Source organism: Bradyrhizobium pachyrhizi, assembly GCF_001189245.1.
In the GTDB taxonomy this organism is placed as follows: Bacteria; Pseudomonadota; Alphaproteobacteria; order Rhizobiales; family Xanthobacteraceae; genus Bradyrhizobium; species Bradyrhizobium pachyrhizi.
The window spans coordinates 77219-95842 of the sequence record NZ_LFIQ01000105.1 but is presented as its reverse complement, the minus strand read 5'-3'; the positions used below and the strand labels follow the sequence as shown (position 1 = coordinate 95842).

Sequence of the window (18624 nt, the reverse complement as noted above, 5' to 3'; positions counted from 1 at the left end):
GATGGATTCGGAGGAGATGGATGCGAAGGAGCGGCTGGTCTACGTCACGCCCGCGCTTTTGAAGAGGCAGATCGAACTTGTGTTGTCGGCATGGGGGATGACGCCGGACAAGGTCAACGTGATCGCGGATCTATTGGTCGAAACCGATCTGCGCGGCATCGAATCTCACGGCGCGTCCATGCTCCCTCTCTATGACAAGATGCGGCGCGCCGGCGGACTCAACATGACGCCGCAGCCGCGGATCGTGAAGGAGAATGCCGCCACGGCTCTCATGGACGGCGATGCGGGCCTCGGCCATCCCGTCGCGGTCGAGGCGATGAACCTCGCGGTCACCAAGTGCAAGGCGATTGGCATCGGTGCCGTCTCGGTCGTCAATTCGCATCACTTTGGAGCGACCGGGCTCTATGCCGAGATGGCGGCGCGCCAGGGTGTCATCGCACTTGTCACGTCGTCGGCTCGTACCGTTGCAGTGCTCCCGACCGGCGGCACGACGCCCGTGCTCGGCACCAACCCGATTGCGTTCGCAGCGCCGGCCGGCAGGGGGGATCCGTTTCTTCTAGACATGTCGACCTCCGCGGTCGCCGCCAACAAGGTCAAGGTCTACGCATATCATCAGACGCCGCTTCCGGTCGGCTGGGTGGTCGACGGCTCCGGAAAGCCGGTCACCGACGCCACGGAAGGCTTCCGGACCTGCATGGAGAGCGACGTCGGCGGATTGATGCCGATGGGCGGCACCCGCGAAACCGGCACCCATAAGGGCTACGGTCTTGCCGTGATGGCGCAATTGCTCGGCAGCACGCTGGCGGGCGGCTCGTTCTCGCCGTTTCGCAGCCGGGATGCGAAGCCGGGCACGCCCGACAATATCGGTCATTTCTTCCTTGCGCTGGATCCGGATTTCTTCCGCGCCGGCGGGTTATTCGAGGACGACGTCAGCGACATCCTAGATCACCTTCGCGCGACGCCTGCCGTCGATCCGGGCAGCCCAGTGATCGTCGCCGGTGAGCCGGAATTCGCGCGCAGAGCGGAGCGGCTGAAGACCGGCATTCCACTCAACGATGCGTTTCTGGATGAAGTGAAGGCCGTCGCAACGAGCGCGGCCGTCGATTTCATTCTCGATTCAAAGGTCCAGTGACGATGCTTCATTTCGACGGTGTCATTAAGGACTGTCTCCCTCCGCGACTGGCTTCAGCTCCGGAGAGGATCAAGGTTCCGGCTGGCGCGTGGGAGACGCATGCCCACGTTATCGGTCCCGCAGTCGACTATCCTTTCGTATCAGGCAGACACTTCAATCCACCGCCGGCATCGCCTGCCGATTTCGTCGCGATGCTCGACAGGGTCGGCATGCAGTATGGTGTCGTCGTGCAGGTGTCGGTGCACGGAACCGATAACCGTCTGCTCGTCAAGGCATTGCGCGAATACCCCGACAGGCTGTGTGGGGTCGCCGTGATCGACCCCGATATCTCCGACAAAGAGATCGCCGAGCTCAAGGATGCCGGCGTGCGCGGTATCCGCATTCTCGATATCGTCGGTGGCGGTGTCGGCCTGCAGAATCTCGAAGTCCTGGCGGACCGCTGCGCGGAAGTTGGCTGGCACGTTCAGGTCGCGACCCGCGGCGAGACTTATCCCGAAATCGTCGATCGACTGCTTCGACTGCGGGCACCCTTCATCATCGATCACATGGGGTGGTGCGCCGCGGCAAACGGCCTTAACAGCCCCGAATTCCAGGCGGTGCTCCGCATTGTCCGAAACTCAAGCTGCTACGTGAAGCTGTCCGGCGGCTTCAGACTTTCGGCGCAATCCTATCCGTTCCGCGACGTCGTTCCGTTTGCCGAAGCATTGATCGATGCCGCGCCCGATCGGATGGTGTGGGGAAGTGACTGGCCCCATGTCGGTCTCTACGACGCTGCCACTGTCCCGGATGTCGGCGAGATCCTCGATGGGCTCGCCAAGTATACCGCTGATGTTCAGCAGCAGCACAAGATACTGGTGTCTAACCCAGCTAAGTTCTACGGGGTTCCCGTCGCCACCTAGTCCCGCGCCTGATTTCCCACCTGGAAAAGGGCTTATGCTCTTTTCGAGTGGGATCTGGAGCCGGCAATCAATGGCCATCACACTTTTTGCTGCGTGCCTCACTCCGACAAGGTTTTGGGCCCGACCCTGACGTCCGGCCCGGTGACGCATTGGCGCCGCCGCTGAGGTTCCAGAGATAACGCTCTGTGCAGACTCGCCGGCCCCCCACCACCACCAGTGCCTTCCGGTGATGGAACATGGCTGCTCGGGCAGCTCTAACCGGGCCCGGCTGTTGTCCTGACCTAGCGAGAGCCTTGGTGGCTCTCGCCGACAGTGTGGTCTAGTCGGCCGATAGAGGGGCGCCGGTCAAGGACCAGCTTTCTCCGTCAAATGTCGCAATCCGCAGAGTTCTGAAGGGCGTGTAGTCTCCGGGCCGGGTGCTGATCGCGACGCCTGGGAGCATCATCGGCAATCGCTCGCCATTGAGCGAGGTCGCCTGCTTCATGAGGTTCTCGCGGGTCAGGTCGTCGCCGCATTTGCGCAGAGCCAGCTCCACGGCGTGCACGTTCATATAGGCAACGAGCACAGAATAATCGTCCGGATTGGCTGAAGGTGCATACGCCTTCAAGAACTCCTTGTAGGCCTTGACTTCCTCATCATTGGCCCAGGCTGGGTCGCCCGGTTGCTTGAGGAATTGCGTTGTGACCAGCCTTTTCGATGCTTCGAGGCCTGCGGGCTTCAGGATAGTTTCGACCGATGCGGTCGAGCCGCCGATCACGTGCAGCGGCTTCCAGCCGAGCTCGTAAACCTTGCGGATCGATTGCGCGGCTGCCTTCGACGACGACTGCTCGATCAGGGTGTCGACACCGGCGGCCTTCAGCTGGACGATCTGCGAGTCGATCGTCGGATCGGCGAGCTCGTAGGAAGCCTGGGCAACGATCAACTCGGCCTTCGGACCGAGGCCGGCGCGGAGACCCTTGAGGTAGTCCTTGCCATAGTCGTCATTCTGATAGAGGACGCCGATCCTGGCGTCCGGCTTTGCCGTCAGGATGTACTTGGCGACGACGCGGCCTTCGGTTTCGAAGTCGGGATAGAGCGGGATAGTCCAGGGATCGTTGAAGCGGCGTCCGCCGGCGGTGATGAAGAGTTGCGGCACCTGCTTGGCGTTCAGGTACTTCTGGATCGCGACGTTGGGCGCGGTACCGATCGTGCCGACCTCGGCCAATATGCCGACGTCCTCGATCAGCTTGCGTGATTGTTCGACCGCTTTCGGCGCGCTGTAGGCATTGTCGAGCTGCGTGAAGTTGATCTTGCGGCCGTTGATGCCGCCTTTGGCGTTCAGCATCTCAAAGTAGCCGACCACCGCCCGCCCGGCGCCCGCGCCGAACGCGGATGCGGGGCCACTCAGCGGCGTCGATTGGCCGAGCTTGATCTCGGTATCGCTGGCACCGGGACCGTAGGCTTTCTGAGCATAGGCAGGTACCGCCAGAAGTGCCGACAGCGCGCCGGCTATCAGCGCCTGGTTCATGATATGGTTCAAGGTCGTTCCTCCCGGTAATTGTATCTTCTTGAAATCGATCTGCACTATCGCAGCAGCTCGCGGGCGATCACCACGCGCTGGATCTGGTTGGTGCCTTCAAAAATCTGGGTCAGCTTGGCATCGCGCATCATGCGTTCGACCGGATAGTCCATCGTGTAGCCATAGCCGCCGAAGATCTGGACCGCGTCGGTCGTCACCTTCATCGCCATGTCGCTGCCGACGCATTTGGCCATGCTGGCAAGCACGTTGAGCCGCTTCCAGTCGCCGGCATCGCCGGCGCGGGCACATTCGTAGACCAGTGCGCGGGCCGCCTCGATCTGCATGGCCATGTCGGCGAGCATGAACTGCACGCCCTGGAATTCGGCGATCGGCTTTTTGAATTGCTTGCGCTCCTTGGCGTAAGCGACGCACGCATCCAGTGCGCCTTGGGCGAGACCAACGGATTGCGCGCCGATGGTCGGCCGGTTGAGGTCGAGCGCGCGCATCGATGCGCGAAAGCCCCTGCCTTCCTCACCGACAAGGTTTTCGGCGGGGACCCGGACATTGTCGAAGAAGATCGGCGTGTTGGGCGCGCCGCGGAAGCCCATCTTGCGCTCGTGGCGCCCGAACGTGATGCCCGGCATTTTCTTCGGCTCGACGATGAAGGCGCTGATGCCGTCCGCACCGGCGCCGTCACTGGTTCGCGCCATGACCACGATGTAGTCGGCGGCGACACCATAGCTGCACCACTGCTTGCGGCCATTCAGCACATAGCTTTCTCCGTCCTTGCGGGCGCGGGTATTCAGCGCGGCGACATCTGAGCCGGCCTGCGGCTCCGAGATTGCGATCGCCGTGACCACGCCGCCCTCGGCGATGATCGGCAGATATTTCTTGCGCTGCTCCTCCGAGCCGAAATGCATTAGCGGCATGATGAACATGGTGTTGAGTGCCGCGATCGATGCGCAGGCGGGCGAGACCTTCGAGATCTCCTCGCGCGCGATGCAGGCCATGGTCAGGTTGCCGTTCGGGCCGCCATAGCGTTCCGGCACCCAGAGCTGCATCAGCCCCATCTCGCCGAACAGCTTGACCAGCTCGAGCGGGAAGCGGTCGGTTTCGTCGATCTCGGCGGCGATCGGCGCCACGTGCCTCGCGACCATCCTGCGCACGTTGTCGCGGAACGCGACCTGCTCCTCGGAAAAACTCATACGAACTCCCGGTTTGTTTTCTTTGCGGAAAGCCCAAAAAAGGGGCTTCCATTGAATGGGTGATCCATTTAATAATCCACCGCATGAGCACCAAGTCAAGCCCTCGCGCGCCGCAGCGCTCCCGTGCCGCCTCGCCGAGCCGCCGGGAGCGGGTCTCCGATCATCGTGCGGTCGGCCCCCCGGCCGCGCCGACATTCAAGCCAATTCACACCAGACGGACATTCGAGGAGATCTGCGAGCGCATTCGCGAGCAACTGGCGCTCGGCGTGCTGAAGCCCGGCGACAAGCTGCCGGCCGAGCGCGAACTTGCGCAACAGCTCGGGGTCAGTCGCAACGTGCTGCGGGAAGCGCTGCGCAGCCTGGAAATGGCCGGCGTGCTCCGGCTGCAGAAGGGCGTCAAGGGCGGCGCCTTCATCCAGCAGGGCGACACCCGCCGCATGAACGAGGTCATGCGCGACATGCTGAGCCTCGGCACGATTTCGGTGCGGGAATTGTCGGAGGCGCGGGTCCACGTCCTCGACCTCGTGGTGCAGCTGGCTTGTGCCAATGCCCGCCGGGCCGATCTCGATGCATTGGAAGCCAATATCGAGCGGACGGAGCTTGCGACGAAGGAGGGCCGGCTGCTCGACCGGGTCGAATGTTCGCGCGAGTTCTACAAGCTGCTGGCGGCCTCGACCGGCAACAAGGTGATTGCGATGATCGTGGACTCGGTGACTGAGATCCACATGCGCTTCGTCTACGCCAAGGTCGCCTCGAGCGGGGTCGCGATGGCGCGGCTGGCGGAAAAGCGGCGGCAATTCCTGGCGGCGCTCAGCGAACGGAACGTCGATCTGGCAAGCCGATTGCTGCGATCGCATCTGGAATCCGTGCAACGCATGCTCGAGCAGGATCCGGGCGCCATGTCGCTTCACGTCGCATTGGCGGATGTGCAGCCCGGGATGCGCCGCTAGCGCGCGCGCCTGAGTTGCCAATAATCAACAACTCAAACAGCGAAACAATGGAGGCAAACGTGTCCAATTACGCCAAGTATGAATGCCTGACGGTCGAGGTCGCGGACAAGGTCGCGACCGTGACCTTGAACCGCCCGCAGGCGCGCAATGCCATCAATCAGAAGCTGATCCGGGAGTTGCGCACGATCTGGGACGACCTCGCCGACGATCATGCCGTTAATGCTGTGGTGCTGACCGGCGCCGGCGACTTCTTCAGCGTTGGTGGCGACGTCAAGGCGATGTCCGAGCGGCCTGGCGGCGATGTGCTCGAAGAGGGCGAGGTACATGATCCCATGATTAGCCGCCGCGGAGTCACCCGCCAGCTCGAGCTCGACAAGCCCATCATCGCGGCGATCAATGGCGACGCCATCGGCCTTGCGGCTACCCATGCGCTGCTTTGCGACATCACGGTGATGGCGGAAGACGCGCGGATCGGCGACACCCATGTCTCGCGCGTCGGCCTGGTCGCGGGCGATGGCGGCACCGTGATCTGGCCGCTGCTGATCGGCATCAACAAGGCCAAGGAATTCCTGATCCGCGGCACACTCCTGAAGGGAAATGAGGCGGAGCGGATCGGGCTGGTCAATCATGTCGCGCCGCGCGCGGAGGTGTTGGCCAAGGCCCGCGCGATCGCGGTCGAGCTCGCGAACGGTCCGACCTGGGCCATTCGCTGGACCAAGCTGTCGATCAACCAGATCGTCAAGGAGCGGGTCAACATGCTGCTGGAGGCGTCGATGGCGCTGGAGCAGGTGACGTTCGAGACTGCCGACCACAAGGAAGCGACTATGTCGTTCAAGGAGAAGCGGAAGCCCAGGTTCGGCCAGGCATAGCGCGGGGCTTCACCATGGCGGCGATCGAAGCGTCGAATGACGATGTCGCAGGAGTGCTGCGCGATTCCTTGCGCGGTTTCCTGGACGAGCATTGGCGTCCACTCGGTTTAGCCGCGCCGTCCTCGCCGGAAGAGGTGTCGGCGATCTGGCGCAAGCTCGTTGGGCTGGGCGTCGCCGCGCTTGGTGCGGAGAGCGGCGAAGGCGGGCTCGCCGAAATCCTCATCGTCATGGCGGAACTCGGCCGGGCCGGCTGTCCGGCGCCGATGTGGTCTGCGGCGCTCGCCAATCTTGCGATCTCCGGATCGCAGGTCGATGTCGCAGTGGATCTGCTGGATCGGCTGCAGTCCGCGAAGGCGACCGTTGCCTTCTCATTCGGCGCGCTGGATCCGGACGCCGGCACAGGAGCGGTTGAGGTCGCGGACCTCAAGGCAAAGGGCACGCTTCGTTTTGTCGAGGCTGCCGGAGGCGCGACGCATCTTCTGGTCGTTCTAGACCAGGCCCAACTTGCGCTGATCAATCTTGGTGGTCCCGGTGTCGAGTGCGTCGCAACTCGCGCGATGGGAGCGTGGGGGCTCTATGAGGTCCGGCTGAACGAAGCGCCGCTCACGCGCATTCCCGCAGGGACGGTCGATCTCGACCATCTCCGTATCAAGGGCAGAGCGATGTTGACCGCGCGCGCTCACGGCGCGGCGCGGCGTGCCTTTGAGCTCGCCGTGGACTATGCCAAGGAGCGGCACCAGTTCGGGCAGCCGATCGGCAGGTTCCAGGCCATCCAGCACAAGCTGGCCGACTGCCTGATCGCGCTAGAAGGCGTCAGGTTGATCCTCGACCATGCCGCCAGACTGCATGATGGCGGCGAGGGCGGCTGGCGCTACTTCGCCGATTGCGCATCGGCGTTCTCCGGTCATGCGCTGCGGCAGGTGTCGCTGGAGATCCAGCATACGTTCGGTGCCATCGGCTATGCCGAAGAGCACGAGGCGCCGATCCACTTCAAGCGCGTGCATCTCGATACGGTTGCGCTCGGCGGCGCCTCGGATGCCAAGAGCGGGCTGGCAGCGCGGCTGCTGGATGCGGGCGGCGTCGGGCTGCCGCAATATGACCTCGGGTCGGCTGGGAATGCGTTTCGTGATCAGATCCGGCTCTGGCTCGAGCAAAACTGGACTGGAGATACGAAGCAAGCGTTCGACGTAAGGCCGTTCGCCAAGCGTGAGTTCGATGCCGGCTTCGCCCGCGACATCGGTGAGACCGGATGGATCGGCCTTGGATGGCCAAAGCAATTCGGCGGCCAGGCGCGATCGCCGCTGGAGCAGATCGCCTTCATGGAGACGATGGAGCGGGGCGAGGCGCCGCGAATCGGCGCGGCGATCCAGGCCAATGCGCTGATGATGTTTGGCACGGCAGCGCAGCAGCAGAAATACCTTCCGGAAATCCTGCGTGGCGAAGCGATGCACGGTATGGGCTACAGCGAGCCGCAGGCAGGGTCGGACCTTGCGGCGCTGCGCACCAGTGCGGCCAGGGACGGCGATCACTGGGTGATCAACGGCCAGAAGATCTGGACCACCACCTGGTGGGGCAAATACATGTTCCTCGCCGCGCGGACCGACAAGGACACGAAGCCGCCGCACGCGGGCATCAGCATGTTCATCGTGCCGATGGATTCGCCGGGCATCACGGTCCGTCCGTCTGCTACCATGTATGATGGCACGTTTGCCAACATCTTCTACGATAATGTCCGCATCCCCTCCGAGAACCTGGTTGGCGGGGTCAATGGCGGTTGGAAAGTGTTGACCGGCGCGCTGGCCTTCGAGCGCGGGCTGGTCGGTGGCGGGATCGTCCTGAAGGTCGCGCACGCCTTCGAGCAGCTGCGTTTGCATGTAATGGCGAAGCAAGGTGATCGGTCTCTCGCTGATGATCCAATGATCCGCGACAGGATGGCGACCCTGGCGTCAGAGATCGAGATCGGCCGGCTCTTGATGATGCATTGCGCCGAACTTGCCGCCGACGGCATGACGCCGCCGGAATATGGCGCGATCAGCAAGGTGTTTTCCGGTGAGCTGATGGAGCGCTTCGGCGAGGCTGCGCTCGACATCCTTGGCATGCGCGCCGCGCTGTCCGAGCAGATGCCGGGCGCGATCGACAACGGCCGCTTTGAGCAAAACCTGCGGCATTCGCTGATGTGGGTCATCAGCATCGGGACCAATGAGATTCAGCGCAGTCTGATCGCGCAACGCGCGCTCGGGATGCCGAGATAGGAGAGATCGGATGCAGAAGGATGGCGACAGGGCGCCGCTCGCCGGCGTGCGCGTGCTCGATTTCTCGATCATGGTGGCGGGGCCCTATTGCGCGCGGCTGCTCGCCGACGTCGGCGCCGAGGTCATCAAGATCGAGCCTCCGGAAGGCGACGATATGCGGTTGCGAACGCCGCTGCGCGAAGGCCACAGCACCTATTTCGGCCAGCTCAATGCCGGAAAGCGTAGCCTGGCGCTGGACCTGAAGAATGCCGACGCCATCAGGCTCGTACATCGCATGGTCGCGGAGGCGGACATTCTCGTCGAGAATTTCCGCCCTGGCGTGATGGACCGCCTCGGCCTTGGCTACGAGACGCTTCGCGAGATCAACCCGCGCCTCATCTATTGCTCGATCTCGGGTTATGGCCAGTCAGGCCCAGCCGCCGAGCGCGCGGCTTATGCGATGATCGTGCATGCCGAGAGTGGATTCGATCACTCCCTGATGCGCTATGCCGGCGACCGGGAGCGTCCCGCGCCGGGCGCTATTTTTGTGGCCGATATCCTCGGCGGTATCTTCGGCTATTCCGCGATCCAGACCGCGATGGTCCAGCGTACGCGCACCGGGAAAGGACAGCGCGTCGATGTAGCCTTGATGGACTGCATGCTGAATCTGCTGGTCTATGAACTTCAGGAAGCGCAATTCCCGATCCGTGCGCCGCGCCCGACCTATGGGCCGGTCCGCACGCGCGACGGCGATATCCTGATCGCCCCGGTCACGCCGCGTAATTTCGCGGCGCTGTGCGAGGTGACTGGGCAGGAAGAGCTGGTGAACGACCCCCGCTTTTCGACCATTCCGGCGCGCGGCGCCAATTGGACCGCCATGATGCAGGTGATCGAGAAATGGACGGAGCGCCACACTGTCGCTGAATGCATCGCGGCGCTGGATCGCGCCGGCGTTCCTTGCGCCGATTACCGGACGCCGGGCGCGGCGCTGACCGATGACCATTTGCGCCAGCGCGGTGTGTTCGGGACGGTCTCGGATGGCGCCGGCGACTTCGTCGGCGTCAATGCGCCATGGCAGATGTCCGGGGCCGATACGCCGATGGGAAGCCGCGTTCCCGGGATCGGCGCGCAGCGGGATGATGTGTTGTCGCGGATCCTGGAATTGTCGCCCGACGCAATCGCTGCACTTGCTGCCGCCGGCACATTTGGAAAGGCGCCGGCCTAGGAGGGCCGCGCGTCGGCGACCTCAGGTATCGGCCGGAGCGTCTGGCGGCGGAGCCTTCGCGATCGCAAGTAGACATTTCAGGAAATGCGCGCGGTCTTCCTTGCGCAGCGGAGCCAGCATGATGTTTTGCAGCTCAGCGGCGGCCGGAATGACGGCCAGAAGCGCTTCCTCTCCCTTGGCGGTGATCTGCACCTGGAGCGAGCGGCGGTCGTCCGGATTGTCCTTCTTTGAGACCAGCCGGCGCGCGACCATGCGCTTGAGCATTTCGCTCAGCGTGTTGCGGTCGCAACTGATCCGCTCCGCCAGCACGGAGGGGGTGAGGGGCCCCAACTGATACAGCGCCATCAGCACGCCGAACTGCCGCGGCGTGATATCGCTCTGGCGCGTCATGCTTTGGTAGAGGCCGTCGTAGCGGGCCTCCAGCAGCCGCAGCAGAAATCCGACGCCGCCTTCGAGTTGCCAGTCGCGCGCGATGTCTGTGGCCGAGTTCGTCTTCATACCCTTGTCGGCTGCCATGCCGTCGTTGAATCCCAGCTGCGATGTTTCGAATTCGCCTTAGCCGTTAGCAGCTTGGCCTGACGTCCTCAACCCTGTGGCAAACCGCGGTCCAAGTCTGTTCCGCGCGCGATGGATCGCGCCCTCGGCTCTTGCCAGCCCTCCGGCTATGTAGTACGTATACGTATCAAACGCGATGCGTAGACATCGTTCAGGGAGGTTGAACTTGGACCTGCGTGAGCTGCTGTCGATCCCCTATCTGCTTGAGGCCGAGGCGGTCGAAACCGAGCCGGGGCAGTGGCGGGTTCGACTTGCCTATCCGGAGCTGCCGGGGTGCACGGCGGAAGCCTCCGTCGTCGAGGAGGCTCTGCGCGAGCTCGAGCGGCGCCGCATCGAATTGATCGTCCGCCTAGTGGAGGAGGGCAAGCAGCCTCCGATCCCACGCAAGCCGCTCACCGCATCCGATCCGCTTTGGACCGCTCAGGATCTTGGACTGTCTGACCGTGTCGCCACGCTTCTCGGCGGCGCGACGGGCCCGGCCACACGCAATTGAAGGAGGCAAACCCATGCTCTCGCGCGAAGACAATGAACGCCTGGTGAGGGTCGGCAAGGGCACGCCGCTCGGCGACCTCTTTCGCCTTTACTGGATTCCATTTCTGCCGTCGGCGGATCTCAGCAAGGACGGGCAACCGAAGCGCATCCGGCTGCTGGGCGAGGATCTGGTCGCCTTCCGCGACACCGAGGGCCGCGTCGGATTGGTCGACCAGGCCTGCCCGCATCGCGGCGCACCGCTGATCTTCGCAAGAAACGAGGATTGCGGGCTGCGCTGCGTCTATCACGGCTGGAAATTCGACGTCACCGGTGCCGTGACTGACATGCCGGCAGAGCCGGTGCGCAGCCGCCTCAAGGAGCGGGTGCGGATCAAGGCCTATCCCTGCAAGGAGCGCAACGGGATGATCTGGACCTATATGGGTCCGGACCAGGCCGAGCTTCCGGCGTTGCCGAACCTCGAATGGAATCTCGTGCCGGCCGAGCAGGTGCACATCTCGGTTCGCGTCCAGGAGTGCAATTGGCTGCAGGCGGTCGAGGGCGAGATCGATTCGGCGCACGCGCCGCTGCTTCATGGACGGCTGGATGCGCAGGGCACGACGAGCGCCTGGATCCAGAAGCGCGACCTGCGCCCGACCTTCGAATGCATCAAGCAGGATTTCGGCATGAGCATCGCCGCGCGGCGGAATTACGATGCCAACACGTTGTATTGGCGGGTCAACCAGTTCCTTCTGCCGTTCTATACGCTGGTGCCCCCGCTGTCTCCGTTCCCGGATCTGAGCGGGCATGCCTGGGTGCCCATCGATGACGAGAACACGCTCTGTATCATGTTCTCCTATCATCCGTCGGAGCCGCTGCTGGAGAAGACGCGGCAGGTCTTTGCAGAAGGACACAAGGGCCGCGAGAGTGGCCACGCCAGCCGCCACGCGCTCGTGCAGCACCCGGTGACGGTGCCGTATGCCGGCTACTGGACGAGATACAACCCGCAGAAAGGTTTCCAGTTCGACTACGAGGCTCAGCGGACCACCTGGTTCTCGGGCCTGCCGGGGCTCTGGGTGCAGGACGGTGCGTGCCAGAGTGGCGTCTCGCCGATTTTCGATCGCACCAGGGAGACGCTCTGTTCGAGCGATACCGGCATCGCGATGACGCGGCGCTTCATCCTGGAGGCGCTCGGCGCCTATCGCGATCACGCGATCAAGCCGAAGGGTGTGTTGGACCCCGACGTGTTCATGGTGCGGGCGGTGTCGCTGCGGCTGCCGCCGGAGGATTCCTGGGTCGATGTCGGCGCACCGTTCATGCGGGCGAAGCTCGGTGCCGATTTCGGGTACGAGCTGTGAGCGCATCCAACCGGGAGGTTCTGGTCAAGCGCATTGGCTACGAGGCCGAGCGGATCCACTCCTACGAGCTGATCGCGCGGACGGGCAGCGAGCTGGCCCCGTTCACAGCCGGCAGCCATATCGACCTGCATCTGCCGAACGGCATGATCCGCAGCTACTCGCTGGTGAACCATCAGTGCGAGCGGCATCGCTACGTCATCGCGGTCAACAAGGATGCCGGGAGCCGCGGCGGCTCCAGCTTCATTCACGACGCTGTCAGGGTCGGGGACATCATCGCGATCTCCGGGCCGCGCAACAACTTCGCACTTCAGGAAGAGGCTGAGCATTCGGTCCTGATCGCTGGCGGTATCGGCATCACGCCGCTGCTGTCAATGATCCGGCGCCTGGAAGCGCTCGGATGCCGATGGGACCTGTTCTACGCCGCAAGGACGCGCGCCGCTGCCGCATTTCTCGACGAACTCGGCACGTATCGATCGAGGGTCCATGTCGATTTCGACGACGAGCGATCGGGACGGGTTTTCGATCTGCCGGCGATCGTCAGGAACGCGCCGGCTCACGCGCATCTTTATTGTTGCGGTCCGCTGCCCATGCTCGAGGCGTTCGAGGCGGCGACGGCCGATCGTCTGGCCGATCGCGTGCATGTCGAATATTTCAAGGCGCGGGAAGCCCCGGCCACCGAGGGCGGCTTCGACGTCAAGCTGACGCGAAGCAACCGCACCATCGCGGTCGAGGCCGGGAAGACCATCCTCGATGCGCTGCTGGATGCCGGGATAGCCGCGAACTACGCCTGCACCGAGGGGGTCTGTGGCACCTGCGAGACGCGCGTGCTCGAGGGCATACCCGATCATCGCGACCAGTTTCTGAGCGAGGAAGAGCAGGCGGCGAACAAGAGCGTCATGATCTGCTGCTCGGGCGCCAAGTCCCGCACGCTCGTGCTCGATCTCTAAGACAACAACATACGACGGGTGGAAACAATGAAGTATCTTTCGCGTATTGTCGGAATAGCCCTCCTGGCCGCTTGCGCCAGTGCGCCCGCGTCGGCGGACGCTGCGCGCTCCCTCAAGATCGGTGTGCTCAACGACGCGTCCGGCCCTTATTCGGACAACGCCGGCGGAGGTTCGGTGACGGCGGCCAAAATGGCGACCGAGGACTTCATGCGGCTTCATCCGGATTTCAAGGTCGAGATCGTCTCGGCCGATCACCAGAACAAGGCCGATGTCGGCGCCGCAATCGCGCGCCGCTGGATCGATCAGGAGAAGGTCGATGCAGTCGCTGATGTGCCGAACTCGGCCGTCGGGCTCGCCGTCAACGAGGTCGTGCGCGGCACCAAGGCGGCGCTGATCGCGTCGAGTGCGGCGTCTTCCGACCTGACCGGAAAATACTGCTCACCCAATACGATTCAATGGACCTTCGACACCTGGGCGGCCTCGCACACCATCGGCGCCTATCTCGTGCGTCACGGTGGCAAGAAATGGTACTTCATCGCCACCGACAATGCGCTCGGCAAGTCGATGGTGCGCGATGGGACGGCGGTGATCGGCGCCGGCGGCGGCACCGTTCTCGGATCGGTCAACGTGCCGATCAATAATGCGGACTACGCGTCGTTCATCCTACAGGCAGAAGGCTCGGGCGCCGATGTGATCGCGTTCGCGACCGCCGGCGGCGACACCGTCAGCCTGATCAAGCAGTCCGCCGAGTTCGGACTAAAGCAGAGTGGGCGTACCTTCGCGGCGCTGCTGACCACCACCAACGATGTCGAGTCGAGCGGCCTCGCGGTCGGCGAGGGGCTGATCATCACCCAGCCGTTCTACTGGGACCTCAACGATGCCAGCCGCGCATGGTCGGCCAGATTCGGCGAGCGGCAGCATGGGCAATCGCCGACTGCCTTCCATGCCGGCGTCTATTCGTCCGTGCTGGCCTATCTCAACGCGGCGTTGGCGGCAGGAACCAATGACGCGCCGGCCGTGATCCAGAAGTTGAAGGAGACGCCGATCGACGACGCCTTGTTCGGGCCGATCGTGGTGCGCGCCGACGGCCGCGCCATTCACAACATGTATATCCTGAAGGTGAAGAGCCCGACTGCGTCGAAGAGCAAGTGGGATCTGCTGGAGCAGGTCGGCGTGTTGTCCGGGCCGGAAGCCTTCCGGCCGCTCGACCAGGGTGGATGCCCGCTCGTCGAGCCACCGAAGAGCAACTGACGACAGCCGCGGTCCTCGGATCAACATTTCTCAAACCAACGGATATCCCGATGCTGGACCAACTCGAAGCCGATTTCCCCGAGCACACGCCTCGTCCTCCCGGCGCGCCAAAGGCGCTCGAGGGGATTCGGGTGATCGATTTCTCGCATTTCATCGCGGGACCGTTTGCGACCATGATACTCGCCGACATGGGCGCCGAGGTGATCAAGATCGAGGCGCCGGGCCGCGGCGACGATCTGCGCCGCTATCCCCCGGTGCATCCCGATCTCAAGCACGGTGCGCCGTTCCTCTGGACCAACCGCAACAAGCGCAGCGTTGCTCTCGATCTGAAGTCCCCGGAGGGCCTGAAGGTTGCGCGTGAGCTGATCGCGACGGCGGACGTCCTCGTCGAAAACTTTTCGGCGAGCGTGATGGCGCGGCTCGGGCTCGACTATGAGAGCTGCCGCAAGATCAAGCCCGAGATCATCTATTGCTCGGTGTCGGCCTATGGCCGCGACGGGGCGTTTGCGGACCGGCTCGGCTTCGATCCGATCGCGCAGGTCGAGAGCGGCTTCGTGTCGATGAACGGCTACGCCGACCGGGAAGGGGTGCGGGCCTTGTCGCCGGTGATGGACATCAGCACCGCGATGATGGCGAGCAATGCAATCCTTGGCGCGTTGTTGGCGCGCGAGCGCAGCGGGCAAGGCCAGGCCATCGAGGTGTCATTGTTCGACAATGCCGTCCTGATGACCGGCTACGCGACCACGCAGTCGCTCTTCAATGGCACCGATCCGAAGCGAAGCGGAAACACCAGCCCGGACACGTGTCCGTCGGGCGTGTTCCTGGCGAGCGATTGCTCGTTCTATATCAACTGCGGCAATGACAAGATCTTCCAACGCCTGATGGCGCAGGTCCTTGAGCGCGAGGATCTCGCGGCGGCCGAGATTTATGCAACCGGCCCTGACCGAATCCGCAGGCGCGAGGAGTTGTTCGCGATTCTCGGCGATGCCTTTGGCCGGCAGCCCTGGTCGCACTGGCAGTCGCGGATGCGGGCGGCTGGCGTCCCCTGTGGCCAGGTGCGGACCGTCGGCGAGGCGATCCGCTCACCGGAGGCGAGGGAACGCGGGATCGTCACCCGGATCCCGCACGAGATGGTGGGGTGGGTGCCCAATGTCAACCTGCCGATCCGCTATTCGCGGACGCCGATCGTTGATCCCGTCGCGGCACCGACCGTTGGGCAGCACACCGGAAACGTGCTGCGCGAGTTGCTCGGCTATGATGAGGCGGAGGTCGCGCGCCTCATCAAGGGCGGAGCCTTCGGCAGCCAGGCTTCGCAACGGGATGCCAAGCCGTGACCGGGCGCGCGCGAGACGAGCGTACGCTGCGGGGCCGCGTGGCCGTGATCGGGATCGGTGAAACCGAATATTATCGTCATGGCGCTTCTCCCGATCCGGAATTCAAGCTCGCGCTGAAGGCGATCCTGGCGGCCTGCGAGGATGCCGGGCTCGATCCCCGCGAGATCGATGGCTTCTCTTCCTACAGCGACGATCGCAGCGAGGCGTCACGGCTGGCTGCAGCGCTGGGCACGCATCGATTGCGCTCCGCCACCATGCAATGGGGCGGAGGCGGCGGCGGTTGCTGCGCGGCGGTCGCCAACGCGGCCGCCTCGATCGTCGCAGGCCTTGCCGATTGTGTCGTGGTGTTCCGTTCATTGGCGCAGGGCCAATATGGCCGTTTCGGACAGGCAGCCGGGATTCACACCGTTTCCGGCGAACGGTCCTATCTGATGCCCTATGGTGTGCTGGCGCCCCCGCAGCGCTTTGCCATGCGAGTGCAGCGCTACATGCACGAGCATGGCGTGCGGCAGGAGGCGCTACGCTCGATTGCTCTCGCCTCCTATCATCATGCCCAGGCCAACCCGCGTGCCGTGATGCATGGCAGGCCGCTGCACGCGGAGAAATACGATGCCTCGCGCTGGATCGTGGAGCCATTCCATCTCTACGATTGCTGCATGGAGAATGACGGAGCGGCGGCCTTGCTGCTGGTATCGGTAGAGCGCGCCAAGGACTTCGCGTCCAAGCCGGCCTACGTACTCGGTGCGGCCTTCGGCTCGGGCCATCGTGCAGCCGCGACGGCGCACAACGCGCCGCTCTACGCTACCGCGAGCTTCGACACAGTTGCCCCCGATCTGTACCGCATGGCCGGGGTAGGGCCGTCAGATGTCGGCGTGGTCCAGGCGTACGAGAACTTCACCGGCGGTGTCGTGATGGCGCTGGCGGAGCATGGCTTCTTCAGGCCCGAGAAGGCCAACGACTTCCTGACTTTCGACAATTTGATCGCTCCATCCGGGAGGCTCCCGCTCAACACCAGTGGCGGCAACCTTGCCGAATGCTACATGCACGGCTTTGAGCTGGTGCTGGAAGCTGTTCGTCAGGTGCGTGGCGCGTCGACGAGCCAGGCTCGACGAAATGATGTTGCGTTGGTGATCGGCGGCCCGATGGTGACGCCGGCCAGTAACCTCATCCTGGGTTCGGAGGCAACGTTATGAGTGGACCTACGCACTATCTCCCTGTCGGGTTGCCCATTCCAGTGGGCGAGCCGGACGGCCTCTCGACACCCTATTGGATGGGCTTGCGTGAAAATCGCCTACTGGTGCAACGCTGCGATCGCTGCTGCACCTGGCAGTTCGGGCCCGAATGGATTTGCCACAATTGTCATTCCTTTGATCTCACGTGGACTGACGTCGAGCCGACTGGCCGCATCTACAGTTGGGAACGCGTGTGGCATCCATCCCACCCGGCGCTAAAGCAGTGCGCCCCATATCTCGCGCTGCTCGTTGAGCTGCCACACGCCGGTGGCGTACGCATGGTGGGTAATCTGCCGGGCGATCCCCGGCAGACCGTGGTCATCGGAACCGAGGTTAAAGGGGTGTTCGAACATCACCTGGAGGCCGATCCAGTGTTCTCCTTGCTGCACTGGTGGCTACAGCGAGACGCTGACGCGTCGGACAGTCGATCGGGCGCCTAATGAGATTGCGGGCTGGCAAGAAACCCTTCAGACAAACCGCGGCTTAGACGGTTTGCCTTGGCATGATTGGCATGAGATGGCTCCGGAAGGCTCAACAATGGACTGGAGTGAGAGTTCAGAGTTTCAATGGGTTATAGGGCTGCGAGTGCACGGCATGTGCACTGGAAGATCAAGAGGAAGTATGAACGAGAGCAGATCCTCCCTTTTCTGGAGGATATAGATTTGCGCTCGCATGTGCAGAGCTCGCGCCGAAGGGTTCGTGCGCGGTGTGCAACTTCCCACTCAATTGCTGTCGCTCGCTGTACGCTTCAGGAATTTACTTTTTCATCCCGTTGACCTTCGCTATGTACGCCGCGACGAGGTGGTCGCCGCAGCGCTCGCCCGCTGCCGGCTGGAAGCCGCGGCGCACGAAGGCCAATGCGTTGCCTGTGCCGCAGAGATGGATGAGAGCGGCAAGATTTCGCGATCCTTACTTCGGCAGGATCAAGGCCATCGACGCCTTCACCCGGTCCATCACGACCAGGGTTTTGAAGTGCTTGATATTGTGGTTTTCGAAGAACAGGCGCTTGGTCAACTGTTCGTATTCCTGCATGGACCCCACTGTTACGACGAGCACGAAGTCTGTTTCTCCCGTCACGTAGTAGCATTGCTGCACTTCCGGGGCCGAGGCGAAACTCCCCTTCGACGCCTCCAGCAAGTCAAGCCGCTCATTCTCGATCTGGACCTCCACCAGCACGGTAATTGGTTGACCAACTGACGCGGGGTTCAGGATGGCGACGTTACCCTGGATGACGCCGTGCTTTTCCAGACGGCTGATCCGTCGCTGCACCGCAGCCGCGGACAGGTTGACCATTTCTCCGATCGTCCGCTGTGGAGTTGCGTTGTTTCGCTGAAGAATCTCCAGGATCGCAAGATCCTGAGGATCAAGGTCATTCAAGCGAAGTTCTTGTGTCGGTGCCATGGCGCGCAACAAAATCACGGGATCCGGCCCCACTTAGAGGCCTTTTCTCGACAGAGCGCAATACTGTCA

Annotated in this window: 17 protein-coding genes; 13 read left to right on the top strand and 4 right to left on the bottom strand. The window is 63.3% G+C overall.

Going from position 1 to position 18624, the window contains the following annotated elements; translation table 11 throughout:
* The first annotated feature begins 1 nt into the window (after nucleotide 1).
* A complete protein-coding gene (locus AKL29_RS26505; protein ID WP_050386188.1) occupies nucleotides 2-1132 on the top strand; it encodes an Ldh family oxidoreductase in 1131 nt (376 codons plus the stop codon).
* Nucleotides 1133-1134: 2 nt separating this feature from the next.
* A complete protein-coding gene (locus AKL29_RS26500; protein WP_082190716.1) occupies nucleotides 1135-2031 on the top strand; it encodes an amidohydrolase family protein in 897 nt (298 codons plus the stop codon).
* A gap of 319 nt (nucleotides 2032-2350) precedes the next feature.
* Here the strand turns inward: AKL29_RS26500 and AKL29_RS26495 are convergent, their stop codons facing one another.
* Together AKL29_RS26495 and AKL29_RS26490 are read right to left on the bottom strand one after the other, a co-directional pair.
* Nucleotides 2351-3538 carry an ABC transporter substrate-binding protein gene (locus AKL29_RS26495; protein WP_050386287.1) on the bottom strand — a complete coding sequence of 396 codons (1188 nt, stop codon included), beginning with the start codon at nucleotides 3536-3538 and terminating at the stop codon, nucleotides 2351-2353.
* A 56-nt stretch (nucleotides 3539-3594) separates the two neighbouring features.
* Entirely contained in the window at nucleotides 3595-4734 is a 1140-nt protein-coding gene (locus AKL29_RS26490) for an acyl-CoA dehydrogenase family protein (protein WP_050386186.1), read from the bottom strand.
* A gap of 83 nt (nucleotides 4735-4817) precedes the next feature.
* Here AKL29_RS26490 and AKL29_RS26485 point away from each other — a divergent pair, with 83 nt between their 5' ends.
* The 4 genes from AKL29_RS26485 to AKL29_RS26470 are packed head-to-tail and all read left to right on the top strand — an operon-like array spanning nucleotide 4818 to nucleotide 10009.
* Nucleotides 4818-5684, top strand: a complete 867-nt coding sequence (locus AKL29_RS26485) for a FadR/GntR family transcriptional regulator (RefSeq protein ID WP_050386185.1) — start codon at nucleotides 4818-4820, stop codon at nucleotides 5682-5684.
* Between the two features lie 59 nt (nucleotides 5685-5743).
* Nucleotides 5744-6553, top strand: coding sequence for an enoyl-CoA hydratase/isomerase family protein (locus tag AKL29_RS26480; RefSeq protein ID WP_244482432.1), 810 nt, complete (start codon nucleotides 5744-5746; stop codon nucleotides 6551-6553).
* Nucleotides 6554-6567: 14 nt separating this feature from the next.
* Entirely contained in the window at nucleotides 6568-8805 is a 2238-nt protein-coding gene (locus AKL29_RS26475) for an acyl-CoA dehydrogenase family protein (protein ID WP_050386183.1), read from the top strand.
* Nucleotides 8806-8815: 10 nt separating this feature from the next.
* Nucleotides 8816-10009 carry a CaiB/BaiF CoA transferase family protein gene (locus AKL29_RS26470; RefSeq protein ID WP_050386182.1) on the top strand — a complete coding sequence of 398 codons (1194 nt, stop codon included), beginning with the start codon at nucleotides 8816-8818 and terminating at the stop codon, nucleotides 10007-10009.
* A 21-nt stretch (nucleotides 10010-10030) separates the two neighbouring features.
* Here the strand turns inward: AKL29_RS26470 and AKL29_RS26465 are convergent, their stop codons facing one another.
* Entirely contained in the window at nucleotides 10031-10525 is a 495-nt protein-coding gene (locus tag AKL29_RS26465; protein ID WP_050386181.1) for a MarR family winged helix-turn-helix transcriptional regulator, read from the bottom strand.
* A 205-nt stretch (nucleotides 10526-10730) separates the two neighbouring features.
* Here AKL29_RS26465 and AKL29_RS26460 point away from each other — a divergent pair, with 205 nt between their 5' ends.
* From AKL29_RS26460 to AKL29_RS41195, 7 genes are read left to right on the top strand one after another with little or no spacing between them, the layout of a single operon-like run.
* Entirely contained in the window at nucleotides 10731-11057 is a 327-nt protein-coding gene (locus AKL29_RS26460; protein ID WP_028334208.1) for a hypothetical protein, read from the top strand.
* Nucleotides 11058-11070: 13 nt separating this feature from the next.
* The gene (locus AKL29_RS26455) at nucleotides 11071-12390 is read left to right on the top strand and encodes a Rieske 2Fe-2S domain-containing protein (RefSeq protein ID WP_050386180.1); all 1320 of its coding nucleotides are present in this window, start codon (nucleotides 11071-11073) and stop codon (nucleotides 12388-12390) included.
* Nucleotides 12387-13337, top strand: a complete 951-nt coding sequence (locus AKL29_RS26450; RefSeq protein WP_050386179.1) for a PDR/VanB family oxidoreductase — start codon at nucleotides 12387-12389, stop codon at nucleotides 13335-13337. The genes AKL29_RS26455 and AKL29_RS26450 overlap by 4 nt, the downstream gene beginning before the upstream one ends.
* Before the next feature lie 27 nt (nucleotides 13338-13364).
* A complete protein-coding gene (locus tag AKL29_RS26445) occupies nucleotides 13365-14588 on the top strand; it encodes an ABC transporter substrate-binding protein (protein ID WP_028334211.1) in 1224 nt (407 codons plus the stop codon).
* A gap of 50 nt (nucleotides 14589-14638) precedes the next feature.
* A complete protein-coding gene (locus AKL29_RS26440; protein ID WP_050386178.1) occupies nucleotides 14639-15922 on the top strand; it encodes a CaiB/BaiF CoA transferase family protein in 1284 nt (427 codons plus the stop codon).
* Complete coding sequence (locus tag AKL29_RS26435; RefSeq protein ID WP_028334213.1) at nucleotides 15919-17115, top strand: thiolase C-terminal domain-containing protein; 1197 nt, start codon at nucleotides 15919-15921, stop codon at nucleotides 17113-17115. The genes AKL29_RS26440 and AKL29_RS26435 overlap by 4 nt, the downstream gene beginning before the upstream one ends.
* Nucleotides 17112-17594, top strand: coding sequence for an OB-fold domain-containing protein (locus AKL29_RS41195; RefSeq protein WP_193395254.1), 483 nt, complete (start codon nucleotides 17112-17114; stop codon nucleotides 17592-17594). The genes AKL29_RS26435 and AKL29_RS41195 overlap by 4 nt, the downstream gene beginning before the upstream one ends.
* 469 nt (nucleotides 17595-18063) lie before the next feature.
* Here AKL29_RS41195 and AKL29_RS26430 read toward each other — a convergent pair whose 3' ends face one another.
* Nucleotides 18064-18555: an Lrp/AsnC family transcriptional regulator gene (locus AKL29_RS26430; protein ID WP_050386177.1), complete on the bottom strand. Its 492-nt coding sequence runs from the start codon at nucleotides 18553-18555 to the stop codon at nucleotides 18064-18066.
* Between the last annotated feature and the right edge of the window lie 69 nt (nucleotides 18556-18624).